Source organism: Spiroplasma endosymbiont of 'Nebria riversi', from assembly GCF_018831625.1.
Classification (GTDB): domain Bacteria; phylum Bacillota_I; class Bacilli_A; order Mycoplasmatales; family Nriv7; genus Nriv7.
In genome coordinates this window covers 582,401-599,399 of record NZ_CP065193.1, presented here as the reverse complement: position 1 = coordinate 599,399, position 16,999 = coordinate 582,401, and the positions used below count along the sequence as shown (strand labels likewise).

General features: G+C 27.5%; 13 protein-coding genes and 1 pseudogene. 4 read left to right on the top strand and 10 right to left on the bottom strand.

What is annotated here, in order from left to right:
• Window positions 1-3: 3 nt before the first annotated feature.
• The 3 genes from gyrB to dnaA form a co-directional block, all read right to left on the bottom strand.
• On the bottom strand, window positions 4-1,914 hold the full coding sequence (gene gyrB, locus I5Q57_RS03960) for a DNA topoisomerase (ATP-hydrolyzing) subunit B (RefSeq protein ID WP_369806569.1): 1,911 nt from the start codon (window positions 1,912-1,914) through the stop codon (window positions 4-6).
• A 213-nt stretch (window positions 1,915-2,127) separates the two neighbouring features.
• A complete protein-coding gene (dnaN, locus tag I5Q57_RS03955) occupies window positions 2,128-3,249 on the bottom strand; it encodes a DNA polymerase III subunit beta (RefSeq protein ID WP_215826909.1) in 1,122 nt (373 codons plus the stop codon).
• Window positions 3,250-3,418: 169 nt separating this feature from the next.
• The gene (dnaA, locus tag I5Q57_RS03950; RefSeq protein ID WP_215826908.1) at window positions 3,419-4,765 is read right to left on the bottom strand and encodes a chromosomal replication initiator protein DnaA; all 1,347 of its coding nucleotides are present in this window, start codon (window positions 4,763-4,765) and stop codon (window positions 3,419-3,421) included.
• A 689-nt stretch (window positions 4,766-5,454) separates the two neighbouring features.
• Here dnaA and I5Q57_RS03945 point away from each other — a divergent pair.
• Window positions 5,455-5,832: a hypothetical protein gene (locus I5Q57_RS03945; protein ID WP_215826907.1), complete on the top strand. Its 378-nt coding sequence runs from the start codon at window positions 5,455-5,457 to the stop codon at window positions 5,830-5,832.
• Between the two features lie 283 nt (window positions 5,833-6,115).
• Here the strand turns inward: I5Q57_RS03945 and I5Q57_RS03940 are convergent, their stop codons facing one another.
• On the bottom strand, window positions 6,116-6,280 hold the full coding sequence (locus I5Q57_RS03940; protein ID WP_215826906.1) for a hypothetical protein: 165 nt from the start codon (window positions 6,278-6,280) through the stop codon (window positions 6,116-6,118).
• Window positions 6,281-6,662: 382 nt separating this feature from the next.
• On the bottom strand, window positions 6,663-6,794 hold the full coding sequence (locus I5Q57_RS09645) for a hypothetical protein (protein ID WP_256444915.1): 132 nt from the start codon (window positions 6,792-6,794) through the stop codon (window positions 6,663-6,665).
• A 507-nt stretch (window positions 6,795-7,301) separates the two neighbouring features.
• Here I5Q57_RS09645 and I5Q57_RS03935 point away from each other — a divergent pair.
• Both I5Q57_RS03935 and I5Q57_RS03930 read left to right on the top strand, forming a co-directional pair.
• Window positions 7,302-8,099: a MurR/RpiR family transcriptional regulator gene (locus I5Q57_RS03935; protein WP_215826905.1), complete on the top strand. Its 798-nt coding sequence runs from the start codon at window positions 7,302-7,304 to the stop codon at window positions 8,097-8,099.
• A gap of 28 nt (window positions 8,100-8,127) precedes the next feature.
• The gene (locus tag I5Q57_RS03930; protein WP_215826904.1) at window positions 8,128-9,867 is read left to right on the top strand and encodes a PTS transporter subunit EIIC; all 1,740 of its coding nucleotides are present in this window, start codon (window positions 8,128-8,130) and stop codon (window positions 9,865-9,867) included.
• A gap of 112 nt (window positions 9,868-9,979) precedes the next feature.
• Here I5Q57_RS03930 and I5Q57_RS03925 read toward each other — a convergent pair whose 3' ends face one another.
• The 5 genes and pseudogenes from I5Q57_RS03925 to I5Q57_RS03900 all read right to left on the bottom strand — a co-directional run bounded on the left by I5Q57_RS03925 (window position 9,980) and on the right by I5Q57_RS03900 (window position 14,281).
• Window positions 9,980-10,840: a DegV family protein gene (locus I5Q57_RS03925; protein ID WP_215826903.1), complete on the bottom strand. Its 861-nt coding sequence runs from the start codon at window positions 10,838-10,840 to the stop codon at window positions 9,980-9,982.
• Window positions 10,841-10,941: 101 nt separating this feature from the next.
• A pseudogene (locus I5Q57_RS03920) lies at window positions 10,942-12,051 on the bottom strand (IS3 family transposase).
• Window positions 12,052-12,425: 374 nt separating this feature from the next.
• Window positions 12,426-12,827, bottom strand: a complete 402-nt coding sequence (locus I5Q57_RS03910) for a DegV family protein (protein ID WP_215826901.1) — start codon at window positions 12,825-12,827, stop codon at window positions 12,426-12,428.
• A gap of 494 nt (window positions 12,828-13,321) precedes the next feature.
• Window positions 13,322-13,837, bottom strand: a complete 516-nt coding sequence (locus I5Q57_RS03905) for a transposase (RefSeq protein WP_256444928.1) — start codon at window positions 13,835-13,837, stop codon at window positions 13,322-13,324.
• Between the two features lie 30 nt (window positions 13,838-13,867).
• Window positions 13,868-14,281 (bottom strand): IS1/IS1595 family N-terminal zinc-binding domain-containing protein, encoded by a 414-nt coding sequence (locus I5Q57_RS03900; protein ID WP_215826900.1) that lies wholly within the window; start codon window positions 14,279-14,281, stop codon window positions 13,868-13,870.
• Between the two features lie 640 nt (window positions 14,282-14,921).
• Between I5Q57_RS03900 and I5Q57_RS03895 the strand changes: the two genes are divergently transcribed.
• Complete coding sequence (locus I5Q57_RS03895) at window positions 14,922-16,910, top strand: PTS transporter subunit EIIC (protein ID WP_215826899.1); 1,989 nt, start codon at window positions 14,922-14,924, stop codon at window positions 16,908-16,910.
• The last annotated feature ends 89 nt before the right edge of the window (window positions 16,911-16,999 follow it).

Sequence of the window (16,999 nt, the reverse complement as noted above, 5' to 3'; positions counted from 1 at the left end):
TTCCTAAATGTCAAGATGCTTAACATATTGGGCATTCTCTTCAATAAATATTTTTCGCGGTTCTACTTGTTCACCCATTAACATAATGAAAGTCATATCAGCAATACTAGCATCTTCAATTGTTACTTTTAGTAACTGGCGATTTTCAGGATTCATTGTCGTACTTCATAATTGTTCGGCATTCATTTCTCCAAGTCCTTTATATCTTTGAATACTAAATTTTTGATCATCTTTTAACGATTTTTTAAAATTTTCTAATTCTTGATCAGAATATACATAATTACTCTTTTTACCAACTTGGATTTTATATAGTGGTGGTTGTGCAATATACACACAACCCGCGACAATTAATTCGTGCATATAACGATAAAAAAATGTTAGTAATAGCGTTCGAATATGAGCACCATCAACATCAGCATCCGTCATAATTATTACCTTATGATATCGTAACCTGTCAATATTAAAATCTTTATTAACACCACAACCTAATGATGTTATCATTGTTAAAATTTCATCATTTTCTAACACTCGTTCAATTCTTGCTTTTTCAACATTAAGAACTTTACCTTTTAATGATAAAATAGCTTGAAAATTACGGTCTCGTCCCATTTTCGCAGTACCACCCGCCGAATCACCTTCAACCATATAAAGTTCACTAATCTTAGCATCATTACTACTACAATCAGCTAATTTACCTGGTAGTGGTGCCACATCAAGTAAATTTTTCTTACGAGTAATTTCACGAGCTTTTCTTACTGCCATTCTTGCTCTAAAAGCTAATAATGTTTTTTCTAAAATATTCTTCGCAATTTGTGGATTTTCCATTAGAAAATTTTTAATAACATTACCAATCGCATTAGAAACTATTTGTCTCGCGACTTTATTACTTAATTTAGCTTTTGTTTGTCCTTCATATTGCGGATCAGATATTTTAAGAGAAAGTAAAGCAACTAAACCTTCTTTTAAATCATCTCATAATAATTTTTCATCATTACTTTTAATATACTTATTATTTAATGCATATTTATTTATTTCTCTTGTTAGTGCCAACCGTAATCCTTCTTCATGCGTTCCACCTTCAGAAGTATTAATGTTGTTACAAAAAGAATATAACTGCGTATGATATGTATCATTATATTGCGCAGCAAATTCAATATGAGTATCATCATATTGGTAATTACCATAAATTATTTCCTTATGAATAACAATGCGATCACTATTTAAATCAGCAACATAATCACGAAGCCCATTAAAATATTGAAATAATACTTGGCGTTGTGCTTTTTCATCAATAAGAATAATTTTTAAACCCTTATTTAAAAATGCTAATTGTTTTAATCGCGTTTTTAAAGTTGTGTAATTAAATGACTGCCCTTCTTCAAAAATACTAATGTCGGGCATAAAACGAACAACAGTTCCTCTTTTGTCAGTTGTGCCCGTAATTTTTAAAAATTCTTTGATTTTTCCTCCATTATGAAATTTTAAATTATAAATATTACCATCACGATATACCGTGACATCTAAATAACTACTTAAAGCATTAACAACCGATGCTCCCACACCGTGAAGACCACCAGATACTTTATAAGTTTCACCATCAAACTTACCACCAGCATGCAATACAGTAAATACTGTTTCTAAAACAGAAATTTTACTTTTAGGGTGAATATCAATCGGAATTCCACGACCATTATCTTCAATAATAATTTCATTATCATTTAACAAAGTAATTTTAATTTCGTTACAATAACCACCCATAACCTCATCAATTGAATTACTAATAATTTCTCATGCTAAATGATGTCATCCTTCTTTAGAAATATTTCCAATATACATTCCCGGTCGTTTACGAACTGCTTCTAAACCTTCTAAAATTTGAATTGAAGATGCATCATATTTTCTTTTCAACACTAAAATCTCTCCTATCACACATTGATGTTTTTAATACTATAAATTTACACCGAATATAAGTAATTATACAACTTTTAAGGACATTTAGGAAATACAATCAAGCCCCACCAAGTATAAAATTACATATCACAATAAAAATGTCTTAAAATAGTCTTAAAAATTAAAAATGCGGATTCATAACATAAAATTTATAAACTCGCATTTTTAATTTTTTAACTAATAAGTTCGCATTGGTAAGACTAACTGTAATAATGTCGGATCTTCATCACTAGTAATAATAATTGGTTTATCTTCAGCTGTTAAATTAATATTTAAATCACTAGTCTTAAAAGCTCTAATCGCATCAAGCATATACTGTGAGCGAACCGCAATATTCATTATCTCACCAGATAAATGAAACTTGCTTAAATGCTCATTAGAATTACCAATCTCACTAGAACTAGACTCCACCTTAATTTTATCATTACTAATATTTAACTTAATTGTAGTATTACTAATTTCGTGACTTAATACACTAGCACGATCAATGGCATTTAATAAATCACGATTATTAATCACAATCTTACTATTATAACTTTCAGGAATAATTTTATTAGTATTAGGGTACTTACCATCAATAATTTTTGATTGTAAAATTGTATTATTAATCTTAAAAACAACATTTCTTTCATTAATAATTATCGTAACATCATTATTTTTTTCACTAATCTTATTTACTTCTTGAATGACCTTTCCTGGAATAATAACTTCATAATCATCCTTACTATAATAAGGAAAATTTATCTCTTTACTAGCTAATCGAAATGAATCAGTAGCTGTAACCTTTAATTTTCCCTTACTAAACAAAAAATGAATCCCTGTAAAAATAATATTTCTCTCTTGTTCACCAATTGCAAATCCAACTTGATTAACAATTGCTTTTAAAATGCCGTCACTAATAATAAATTCTTGCCCTCTAGTATCAAATAAAATTTTAGGGTATTGATTAACATCTAAAGTATTTAATTGCGAATCAAAATTATTCGCATTAATACGAATTATACTACCTTCAACAACTTCAATGCGAATAATTTCACTTTCAATTTTCCGAATTACTTCACTAACAAATCGTACTTTAATTAAAGTTTTTCCCAATTCTTCAATTTGTAATTTACTTTCATTAACTTTAATTTCAACTTGCATTGATAGTGTTCCTGAAGAACCAGTTAAAACTAACTTATCAGGTTTAACTTCAAATAATAGACCCGTTAATGCTGGTAATGGTGATTTATATGATATGATTCGTGAAATTTTATTAATTTCATTTAATAATCTTGTGCGAGAAATAGTAATAATCATTTAGAGCAACTCCTTATATATTATATTTATATTTATTGTAGTATTAGTAGTATACTGTGGACAATGTGGATAACTTCCAAATACCGCTAACTATTTTATAGTATCACACATTTTTAGTGTTAATAATTTGTTAACAATTTTGTTAATAACTTTATTGCTTTAAAAAAGTTTATCCTTGACATTTAGCAATTAGCAAATGAACTACTTTAGCAAATTCTTTATTATTTTTAATTAAAATCTCAATTTTTTGACAAGCATTAATTACCGTTGAATGGTCTTTACCACCAAATTCAATCCCAATCCGTGAAAATGGTTCATCAATAAGCGTTCTTGCTAAAAACATTGCTAAATGACGGGCAATGGTAATGTTTGCAACTCTAGTTTTACTAATCAGCAACTTAACAGGAATATTATAATATTCGGCAACAATTTGTTTAATCTTTTTAATAGTAATTTTTTCTCGCTTGTCAATAATAATATTTGAACTTTTAAATGCTTCTTTAACATCTTCTAATTCAATTATTTTTTCAGCACTAATGTTCATTACTGAGAAGAAAATTATCCGATTTAAAGCTCCTTCTAATTTCCGAACATCAGTATTAAAATTTAAGGCAATAAATTCTAAAACTTCTTTGGCAAAAACCGTTGCATTATAATTAATTTCTTTAACTTTTAGGTTTAAGATATTTAAGGCTGTTTCAAAATCAGGAGCATCTAAACAAACACTTAATCCGCTTTGAAATCGTGACACCATCCTTTGTTCAAAACCATCTAATTCATCAGGATATTTATCAGAAGTTAGAATAATTTGTTTATTGTCATCAATAAAACGATTAAAAATATTAAAAAAGATTTCATTAGTTTTGTTTCTTTTGGCTAATAATTGAATATCATCAATTAATAATACTTGATAATTATTAAAAGAATCCTTAAAATCTTCAATCGCATCAATCCCATGATTATATATTTCTAAAAACATACGACCAAATTCTTCTGAAGATAAGTAGCGAATTTTAATATTAGGATTATTTTTAATAATTTCATTTTCTACAGCGTGTAATAAATGTGTTTTACCTAGTCCTGAATTTCCATAAATAAATAATGGATTTCAACTAACACCAAGATTTTTAACAACAGCCAATGATGCTTGATAAGCATCTTGATTACAAGATCCTTTAACAAAGTTAGTAAAGGTAAATTTTTTTTTATTACTTTTTAAATTATCGTCACATTCATCATATTGTTGATGGGGCATATTTTTAATTTCGTATTGTTCAAGGAATTTAACACTTAGTTGGCGATTACTAACTTGATTAATAATAATTTGAATTTTATTAGTTAAATTTTTTGTTAAAATTTCTTTTGCAAAACCACTCCGAACTAAAATGATACATTCATTATTGTTAGTAATTGAATGAATATTAGTATTTTTAATATAAGTATTAAAAATAATTGGATCAATTGTTTCACCCATTAATTTTGTTTTAACTTGTTCTCACATTTCTTTATGACTCATAAATCACACCTTGAATTACTTCCTATAAATATCATAACTTTAAAGTGGAAAAAGTTATCCACAAAATTTAATAATAACTAAAAAATTGTTAATTACTTGTTAATTAGATGTTGGTAATTGTTATTAAAATTAATCTCAATTAATTAGTTTTTCAATATCATAACTTTCTAATTCCAAAATATCATTAGGTAAACGAATAATGGGCGTATAACAAAGATGTAGTGAAATAAGAAAAAGACAATAATATCGTCTTTTTTGTTCTTTTGTAAAACAAAATATGCACTTCTTATAAATATTGGAGATTGGTTTATAATTATGTGTGTAAGGTAACCACTTTAGACCAGTAAGAATACTTCTCTTAACAATAATTTTTTAAAGAAGGTAGGTATTTTAATTAATAAAATTAAACTAACTTTATTAACTTGTTCGAACAAAAAACTAAATTCTATCTAAAAATTGTGTTGTAAATATGAGAACACTTTTTAGGTGTGCCAAAAAATGCTTTTTGGTAATTTTGAGAATTTCTCGCACCCAGTTAGCTAACATAATTTAGTTAACATAAGAGAGATAACATAGATTTATTTAGATAGTTAACTATGTTAGCTAACTAGGAAATTGTATATAAGGAAGGATATATATTATTTTTTTACAAAAACCAAAAAAATATTGATATGAGGAGTTAATAAATAATGACTAACTTAAAAAATTTATTTTTGAATAAAAAATATATTGTTGCTGAAATAACAAATTTGATTTTACTATCAATTCCCAATAGCGATGGTGGTTCTTGAGTTCCTCGCAAACTAGTATACCCATCAATTAAATATGCAAATCAGATGGTGGTTGGTATTTTTACAGAAAATGTTTATGAAGTTATTAAGTATGATGCCAACGGTGCAGAGAAAATTACAACCATTAAGGGGCAAGAAATTATTAATTTGTATGAAGAAGTTAAAATTAAAAATCGACAAAAATTTTTAGAAAATATTAAAAAATCTGAACTTGATAAAGATATTAATTTTAATTATATTATTCCCGAATGATTAAAAGAAACTGATTTAAATTAGTTATTAAATCTTGAACAAGTACGAAATGGCTAAAAAATATTGTTATGTTATATATTCTTGCGAAACCAATGAGTTAGTCGGCGTTTATGATAGTGTTGCTGAAATTGTAGAACGCTATTATGGACTTTCGCGTAATAATCCTAATTTTAAAAGAAAAGTCCGCTCATTAGAAACTGTAATTTATTACAAGAAAAAAGCTATTCGTCCGTGGAAATGAATTTGGTATGGCAACCCTTTTTTGGACACTTTTTAACATCTGTTTCATTTAACTTATAAGTCAAAGTTAAAAATGTAAGTTATTTAACTGAAAAATTATGATATGCCTTTCTGATAGCATAGTGCTACATTTAGCACGCACATTACTATTTAACATTTTGATTTCTCGTTCGCCTTTATTCTTTAAACCACTAACATTACGAGTATTTGTTTTAATGAGTTCTAAGGGCATAACAACATTACGAATGTATTAACCGTAATAAATGGTTTTCATATAAAAATCAGTCGGATTTTTAGCTTGTAAATTCATATTTTTTGCTCCTATTTTAGGTTTTCGTTCAGTTGTGTTATTTAATCAAGTAATAGTCGGCTTCGCCGACTAACCGCTAAGCGGGTGGGGCATACGCCTTCCGCACCGCTTCGCAGACCAAGATTTTTATCAACTAACTAGACAAGTTTTTTTGATTTTTTGATAATTCAATTTTTTGCAAGTTAACTATTTTCGGTTTTTTATCAAAAGTTAATTCGCAACTAAAAAATGATTTAACATTTTCTTTTAACAGTTTATAAATTTCTTGTTGTTCTAGATTGTTATCATCAATTCATAAGGCTTTTTATTCGCTGGTAGGCTCAAATAAGTCATTTTCATAACGCAAAAATTCGGCAGAATACCCTGACATCGTAGAACCATCTTTATTTTTAAATATTTTTCTTTTTATAGTAACTAATTTAACATTATATTTCATTTTTCTTTTTCCCTTTCGGATTTAAAATTTTTTTAATATGATTAATAGATTTTTGAACACAAACACCGTGATTTCCTAATTTTCTAATATGCAAACACCAGCGACATATTTTATAATTTATCTTTCCTTTCAAAATTAAAAACCGTTTTCATCACAAGAATTGCAAATTCCAACTGTATTTTTATTACCAATGACATAGCTTTCGTTGTCACATTCAATACAAAATATTACTGCCAAAAGAAAACACCCCCTAAAAATTTGTAAAAACCAAAATCTTGTCATATGTATATGGTTTATGTACCTTTGCTACCCCTCCCCTGCCAATAAAATTAGTTATTAAGAATGATATCAATATAAAAATAACCATTATTGTTATCATTACAAATGGTTATTTTTATATTTTTTAATGAAATATATTGCATTTTTTGGAAAATTTACCTGATGAAATGTTTTTGTGATATAATCCAATTATTAGGGAAATAATATAAATGAAATAAGGAGGCCATTTTGGAAGATTTTGATTTTATTAAGAAATTAAAACATATAAAGTTTAATGAAGACAATGTTATTAATGCCAGCATTGCTACATTTATTTTAAATAACTTAGAACAAATTGATGATTGAACATCAACAAGTGTTGCTGAAGCTTGTTTTACTTCTTCTAGTTCAATAATTCGCTTTTGTCAAAAATTAAATCTAAGTGGTTGAACTGAATTGAAGTATCAATTAAAACTTATTAATCAAAGAATTAAAAATTCAGGACGACAAGTTAATACTAATTTGCAATTGAAAAATAATATTACCTATTTTTTTAATGAATATATGAAAACAAGAGATGAGGAGAATAATTGATTATATTTAGATTTTATTAATAAAGATACTGATTTAATTGTTAAAAAAATTATTGATGCCAAAACAATCTTTATTTTTGGTTTTGGAATTTCATATTATCCCGCTATTTCTTTCGCACAAAGACTAAGATGAGTAAATAAAAATGTTATTTGCGAGAATGATATTAATGTTATTTATTCGTACTTGCCATTAGTTACTGCCGATGATGTTATTATTTGCCTATCATTAAGTGGTACAAATAAATTAATTGGTGAAATAATTGAAGAAGTAAAAGATAAAGCTTATTCAATTGGTATTTTTTGCAAAGAAACAAAATTAGTTAAAAGTTTTAAATCCTATTTTTTAATTAAATCGGAAGAAGAACAATTATGAAGTGTTTTTTCAATTAGATTGCAATTATTAATGCAATTATTAGATTTCTTGTATGCAAAAATAATTAATGTTAAGTTATAAATTAAAATAAAGGTAGGACTGAATTTAAATGGAATTTAAACATATTTTTAGTAATTTTAAAAAACTTAAGCTAACATCTAATAATTTTCAACTAAAAAATACTTTAAAGCATTTTCGTAATAAAACAGGTTCAGGATTACAAAAACTTGCTAAATCATTAATGTTTCCGATTGCTATTTTACCTATCGCGGCAATATTGAGTCGTGTGGGCGGATTAATGATGACTAAAGATTTCGGAATTACTGAGAACGGTGTTATTTGATATATTGGTTCAGTATTGCAGGTTATTGGTGCCAGTGTTTTTGATAATCTTTCTGTTCTTTTTGCTATTGGCGTGGCTTTTGGTTTTGCTAAAGATAATCGTGGTGAAGCAGCTCTTATTGGTTTTTTTGCTTATACAATATTAATTGGTCTAATGGCGATATTACCAAAAATTGTTTATTCAACAATTTTATTAGATGTTAACTTAGAAAATAAATCAAAACTTTTATATCAACTTAAAGGCAATGAAGTTATTTATTCTATTGATATGGGAATTTTGAGTGGCATTATTGCTGGTATATTAGCAGCCACTTGTTATAATCGTTTTCAATCCATTAAGTTGCCAACTGCTTTGTCATTTTTTTCAGGAAGAAGATTTGTGCCATTAGTTGTTATTTTGGTTTCTTTACCAGTTGCTATTTTTGTGGCAATAATTTGACCTTGACTTCAGTTAGGACTTTTAAGTTTTGGACAAACTATTATTCCTGAAAAAGTTGACAATTCAACGCGTCATATTCAATGAGGGGTTGCTAGCGTTTATACAATGTTTAATAGAGCATTAAATCCTAGTGGTTTAATGCGTGTTCTTAATATTTATTTTTTTTGACAACACCCTTATACTACTTCACAGAACGGAACAGTTATTAATGGCGATATTCCTGCATTTCTTAGTAATGATTTAGTTGTTGGCGCTGGATTATTTCAAAGTGGGTTTTTTCCTATTATGATGTTTGGATTACCTGCTGCTGCCTTGGCGATCATTAAATGTGCTCATCCTGACCAAAGAAAAAAAGTTATGGCATTATTACTTGGAGCGGCGTCCATTTCATTTTTAACTGGGGTTACTGAACCGTTAGAATTTAGTTTTATTTATGCAGCCCCCGTATTATTTTTTGTTCATATTGTCTTATCAGGCATTATTTCTGCAATTACTGTTGGTTTAGGAATTCGGATTGGCTTTGGGTTTTCTGCAGGTGCTATTGATTATATTTTAAGTTTTTATCAATCAATGAAAATTGCTAAAATAACTTGGGAGTCAGGTTTTGCCCAAGTGCTAGCAAATCCGGCTTGAATATTACCAATTGGTATTATAAGTGGGGGGGCTTACTACTTTTCTTTTAGTTATTTGATTAAGAAGTTTAATTACCAGACATTAGGTCGCGAGGAAAATGTTAGTGAAATAAATAATTTGGATAATAGTTTACCACTATCTTCTTATCAGTTATTAGCGAGAGAAATTTTGGATATTTTAGGTAAAGATAATATTATTAGTGCTGATAATTGCATTACAAGGCTAAGAATTGTTGTTAAAAATGTTGATGCTGGAAAAATTGAACAATTAAATAAAGTCAGATTTAAAGTAAGAAAAATTGTTAATAAGCTTAATCCGAAAATGATTTCAGATAAGGATATGCAACTGGTTGTTGGCAATGATGCTCAATTTATTGCTGATGAGTTAAAAAAAATGCTTCAATCATCAGAAGTGTTGTTGGCAACTAATTTTTAAAAATAGGAAATAGTTTTTATTTTAAAAGCATTAAAAGAAGGTAACTTGGCATTACTGTTAGTGCTGTAAATAAAAAAGGTAGCAACGCTACCTTTTTCTTTGTTAATTTTATTTATTGTTTAACAACAATAATTCCTACGGAATTAACACCGGCGTGACTGACAAAACAGTTAGGGAGGAATGCTTTTTTGATTTTAAGTTCGGGGTGGTTGGTTATAATTTTGTTAATAATTGTGGTGACTTTTTTATCACATTGTGATGTGAGAATTTCTAAGATATAATTTTCATTATTAATAAATTCTTTAATTTTTGTGATTACGCTTTCAATAGCGTTGTTTAAGGTTCTGGCAATTCCGCTTTTTTCTGATATTTCGCCGAATTTAATAATTACTTTAACGCAGATTAAACTTATTAGGGAAGCAACAACAGATTTAGCACGACCACCTCTAGAAAGTCGCGAGATATCTTCAGGGATAATGTAAATTAAACTATTTTTTTTAACTTGGGTTACCATTTTATTAATATCATTAATGTTGTCGCCGTTAGCTACAATCTCACTAGCTTTAATTGCTAATGTACTATTAAATGTAGCAGCGCCGTTAGTATCAATAATATGAACGCGGTTTTTAAATTCATTTTCTTGTGATAACATATAGGCGTTTTGATATTGACCAGATAATCCTTTAGCAATCGGAATAAAGATAATTTCATCATTCCCTTCAGCTAATAGTTTTCGCCATAAGCTCATTAGTTTCCCCGGTGATGATTGACTAGTTTTAGTATATTCACCATTTTTAACACGAGCATAAAAATTAGATTTTTTAATATCACTAGTGGTATCTTCAATTTCAGTTCTATCTTCAAAACTTATTAATAAAGGAATGATATTAATATTCTTTTCTTTTAGAGTTGTAGGGTCAAGGTTGCTAGATGAGTCAACAATAATAGCAATTTTCTTATTTGTGTTGGACATTTTTTTCTCCTTTACTTTATTCAATATACAAGTACAAATGTATTATATCCGGTGTGAGCAGCAATAACATTTTGGTATGGCAACCCTTTTTTGGACACTTTTTATGTAGACTGTCATTTTCTAAATTCAACAGGCGTTAAATAATTTAAACTGCCATGTATTATAAGATTATTGTATCAATTAACAAAATCAAATAATTCGCATTTTAATTGTGTTAAATTTTCAAATTTTTTACCCTTGATAAATTCCGTTTTAAAAGTTTTGTAAGTTGTTTTAGCCACAGCATTGTCATAAGGACAACCCTTCGCACTCAATGATCTTTTAATATTAAAGGTTATTAAAATTTCATCAATAATTTTATTTCTGAACTCATTACCACGATCAGTATGAAATAAAGTTATTTTATTTAATGGTCGTGTTATTTTATGAAAAGTTTGTTGAACTAGTTCAGCGGTTTTGTTTGGTCAGGCACTATAGCCAATTATTTCTCGATTAAACAAGTCAATTAATAAACAAATATAATGTCATTTTCCTCCAACTTGCACATATGTTAAATCACTAATAACAACTTCATTAGTTTTTTTGTTATTAAATTGACGATTTAAAACATTACTAATTTGGTCATTATTAACCATTGTTTTATGATTACGATATTTTAATTTGGTGTATTTAGAAACCAAATTATTTTTGATCATAAGGAATCTGATTTTTCGGCGTGATAAGATAATATCTTTTCTCATTAAAACAGCTTTAATTTTACGAGCACCATAAATTTTTACGACTTTTATTAAATGCACCGATAACTTCTTCTTCATAATTATTAACATCCTACTTAACACAATTATTAGTTTGATAATAATATGTTGATTTTGCTATTTTTAATATTTGACACATTTTTAGCACGGAATATTTTTCTTTATTATTGTTAATAATTCCTGTTTTTTGCGAATTATCAGTGCTACTTGCTTTAAAATGTCATTTTCCATTCGTAATTGTTGGTTTTCTTTTCGCAAATAAATTAATTCATTTTCTTCGACAGTGCGATTATCTTGTACTTTAAATGACCCAAAATTATTAAAATTTTCAATTCACTGATATACGGCTGATTTTGAAATTCCGTATTCTTTAATAATTTCAACAATGCTTTTTCCGTTTTGATAAAGCATGACAATTTGTTTTTTAAATTCATTTGAATATGAGTTTTTCCCCATTTTTATCTTCCTACTTTCTTAATAATTTTATTTTATTTGAAAGTCCACATAAATATGGTCCAACTTATTGCAACCTATCCATTAGAAGATATTAAACTCATATGCTTAATTGTAAATTTTTCTTTAGTAATGATTTTAATTACTTCTTCTTTTAATTCCATATCACATAATGAATGCATAATTGTTAATTCGCCAGCACTGTCATAGTGCTTTTTGATTTCTTTTAAAACCTCTCTTTAATTGCTTTTTTAAATGTTCTGGTTTTATCAAATTTATCAATAAAACCATTAAATTCTAGGATTGGTTTAATTTTCAATAAATTAGTTAGGGGGTAGCAGCAGCACTGCTAATTCTGCTCCCACGAACCAATGTATCTAATTGATATTGAAGAATGAAGGCGCAATATTTTTTTTCTGTTCATCAATAAAACCTTGTAATTCATTAATAGGTCGTTCTTGTAAAGATAGTTCTGTGTGGTTAATCATTTCTTTATTAATGTCGCCAACTGCCTTGCTATCAATTATATAGACTTTGTCTTTATAAGCATTATCTTGAGCCAGTAATATTGCACTTTGATATTGTCCCGATAAATGCGAAGAAATCGGAAAGAAAAGAATTTGTTCATATTCTTGTAGTAGTTCATCTCATTTTTCTTTTAAAATTCCTGGTGGCGTTTGACCGGTTTTAATTGGTTCAGTTTCTAAAATTTTATAAAATTTATCAATAGTAATTTTTTTATTATTGTCAGCAATAGTTTTATTGTTAACATTTATCACATTAAAGGGACAAATGCCATATTATGTTCTTTTGCTTGTTCTTCATCATAACCAGTTGCTGATTCCACTAAGATAATGTATTACTTCATTAATTTTACACCTCACAAAAATCTCTATTTTGTTTATTAATCAATTATAAACTTTGATATAATATTATTCAAGAAAAGAAATAGTAAAGGATAATTTGATGATAAGAATAGCAAAATTTGTAATCAAAAAAGAAATTTTATTAAAAAACTATATTATAATATTTATTAAGTAGCAAAATTGATATATTAAAACTAATAATTATATAAGAGATTTGAGGCTATTTAAATGACAAAATTTAAATTTGATGTTCGTATTAAAGAAGGCTATTATAGTGCGATTTATTTTTTTAAAAACCCAAAAAATTATTTTAATTTTGTAGAAAACTCTTGATAAAATAAAAAAAATCATCAACTTGATAATTTTAAAAGGCTTTTATGTAAAATTAATATTTTTACTTTAATTTTTTATACATTAAAATATAATACCGCTGTTTGTTGGTTTGGAGTTAAAACCTTATGTTGGTATTTTCATTTTCAGAGATTTAAATAATTTTGAATATTAGTAAAACCTAAACCATGATAATGAATTAAGGCTTCTTTAAGACTAGATTGTAATTTACTGATTTTATTTAAGTTACGATAACTAGCTTCAGGATTAATTGTTGTTTTAGTTACACATAAAGTAGAATTTGTTTGTTTTGCTACTAAAAAATATAATTTTTGCATATCAGAAGTAATAATTGAATTTTGATTAATTAATTCTTTGTTCATATTTTCAATAACTCATTGTTTTTGTAAACGTTTGGTGTTTGTGGATTTAACATAAATATTTTTATTATTATCAACTGCTGCTTGAATACAGCATTTAGTATTAGTTGCGAATGGATCAAGGTGAATTCTTCGTGGATCAGTTTTATGTTTGAAATTTCCTTTATGAATTTCTTTAATAAATGTTTCATCGATTTGGATTTTACCAGATAATTTTTTAAATTTTAATTGGGTATTTTCTAATTATTTTGATTTCATTAATTTTTGACGATTATATCAAGCAGTTTTTAATGTAGTTTTAATAAAACGAGAAATTGTTTTACTAGATTGCCCCAGCAATGAAATTTGAATCAATAAATTTCATTGTTCATAATTTAAATGACTTCAATAAATAAAATGATTACGAAAAGCGTCAAAACTTGCACGTCAATTTTTACATAAATATTTTTGTTTTCCTTCTGAATTATGTCCATTTTTAACGCAATGGTAAGATTCACATTTAGGGCATTTAATACCATGTGCTCTAAATTTTTGATCAATTTCATTTAAACGTTTTTGTTTTTTTATTAATTCTGCTTGTTGTTTGACTTTTTCATAAAATTCTAAAAATTGATCATCTGTTAAAGTATTTACTAGTTCTTGAATTATTTTTTCCATAATTATTATCCACCTCTATCATATTAAAAATATACCTAAAATTAAGTATATTCAATAAATATCAAGATTTTTCGACAAAATTAAAATAATTTTTATTGTGTAAAAATTCAATAATATGATAAAATGGTAATGAATAAAAATGACAATAACAAGAAAAGCAGGGTTAGTTTAGTAATTAAATAATATAATTAGCTGATTTTTTTACTTCTTCAAAGCAATACCTAAGAAAACTAAACGCGACCTTAAAATTATTTTTGTTTTGTAATTTTGTGATTTTATGTTATTATCAAGATGGTTGAAAAAGATAAATTTGTCTTCTCCCTTAGTTAGTTTTATTTTAATAGATAAATATTTATTGAAATAAGACATCACCAACCGAATAATTTATTCCCTCTAAGTGAAGATGACCAATTAGATATTGATACACCAGAAGATTTAGAAATTTGAGTTGATAAAACGATAAAAATTTCATAGTTATTATTGATATATTTAGTTTAAAGAGATTGTAATAATTTCTTAGATTAACTAAATAATATTTGATTTAGTTATTAAAAATAGAGTGGAGGTTATTGTTTGAATTTTAAAATAAAAAAATTTTTAGAATTCATTTTTAAATTTAAATAGAAAAGGAACGGTTTATATGTCATCAAAGCTTAGATTTAAACAGTCTTTAGGTAGTTTTTGGAGTAACTTTAAAGAAAAAAGTCAAGGTGTTCTTCAAAAATTATCTAAAGCATTTATGTTGCCGATTGCGTTGTTACCAATTGCGGGATTATTTTTAGGAATTGGAGCAACAATTGAAACACTTGCTAAAAATGCTGATGCAGAAGCTTGAGAAACTTTTGGAACATTTTTAAAAATGACGGGCGATGTCCCATTTGCTAATTTACCAGTATTATTTGCAATTTCAGTTGCAATTGCTTTTACTAATGATGCGGGAGTTGCGGGTTTAACTGCATTAATTGGTTTTCTAATTTTCGTTGTTGTAATTGCTGTCTTTATGAATCAGGGGGTAATAAACTATAACTATGTTTTAGCATATGTTGATGATGCCGGTAAAGATCAGAAGATTGTAATTTCATTAAAGGAATTATATATGGGAAAAGATTTAATACCAAAATTAACTGCTGAATTTAGTAAATTATTAGGAGGAACATTGGACGGAAAAACAATTGATGATACTTTTTATCAAGTAATATCGTCAAGTGAAACGCCGATTAACTATAATTTATGATTTTGAAAAGGTGATTTAGCAATTGATAATAAATTAACGACATCAATTTTAGGTATTGGACCAACACTAAATTCAGGAGTATTTGGAGGAATTATTGTTGGGGCGTTAGTTGCTTTTCTTTACAATCGCTTTTATCTAACAGAATTACCTTCTTACATTAGTTTTTTTAGTGGCGTAAAATTTGTCCCAATTGTGGTATTCTTTGCTGTTATTCCCTTGGCGTTTATTTTTATTTTAATATGACCGCCAGTTGGGGCAGCATTTAATTGATTTGGGCGTTCATCAGGAACATTACCTGTGGGATTAGATTCATTATTTTTTGGATTAATTGAACGGTCATTAATTCCTTTTGGATTGCATCATGTGTTTTATGCACCATTGTGATGATCTGGTGCTGGTGGAGCGATTAGTGACTTTGCTAGTACTGGGGATGTGGCTAATCCATTAACTTTAACAGCTGTTGGTGACCAAACAGGATTTATGGCAGTTATTGCTGATGGAAAATTAACATTGCAAGATATGTGAGGTCGGGGATTACGACTAGGACGATTCCAAGCAGGTAAGTTTCCCTTTATGATGTTTGGATTGCCAGCCGCCGCCGCCGCTATGGCATTGACGGTACCTAAGGAAAATCGAAATACAGCATTAGGAGTATATGCTTCTGCCGGATTAACCAGTTTCTTAACAGGAATTACTGAACCGTTAGAATTTAGTTTCTTATTTGTGGCCCCGTGGTTATTTTATGGGATTCATGTGCCTTTAGCGGGAATATCATTTATGTTAATGAATGTTTTACAAGTAAAAATCGGAATGACTTTCTCTGGTGGAGTATTAGACTGAATTATTTATGGAATTGTTCCAAGTTTTAGTGGTCAAACAACTAATTGATGAGTTGTATCAATTGTTGGTGCAGCCTATGCAGCGATTTATTTCTTCTTATTTTATTTCTTGATTTTACGATTTAATATTAAAATTCCGGGAAGAGAAGCTGTTGATGGGCAGATTCGTTTATTTACAAAAAAAGATTATCAAGCAGCAAAAAGTCAATCTAAGACTGCGTTGCCAATAAAAGATAATATTATTAATGATGAAAAAGAAAAACTTAAAGATAAGAAATCTGGAAAAGGAATTGTTACAGCAGAAAAAATATTAGCTGCTTTGGGTGGAACAGAAAATATTGAAAATATTGATGCTTGTGCTTCAAGATTGCGAGTGCAAGTCGTTGATATGAATAAAGTTGATGCTGGCGAATTAGAAATTTTAAGTACTAAGCCTATTAAAAAGAGTGGTAAGAAGCAAGTGGCCGTAGTTTTTGGTGGTCAATCAGATATTTGAAAAAATAAAATTAAGGAAAATTTGTATTCCTCTTCTTCCACAGAAAATAGTAAAAAGTAATAAATATTTATTAGTAAATAGTAATTAATTAAGAGTAAATTTAAAAAAAATTAAATTCACTCTTTTTTCAGTTGAATTTAAAAATTAAT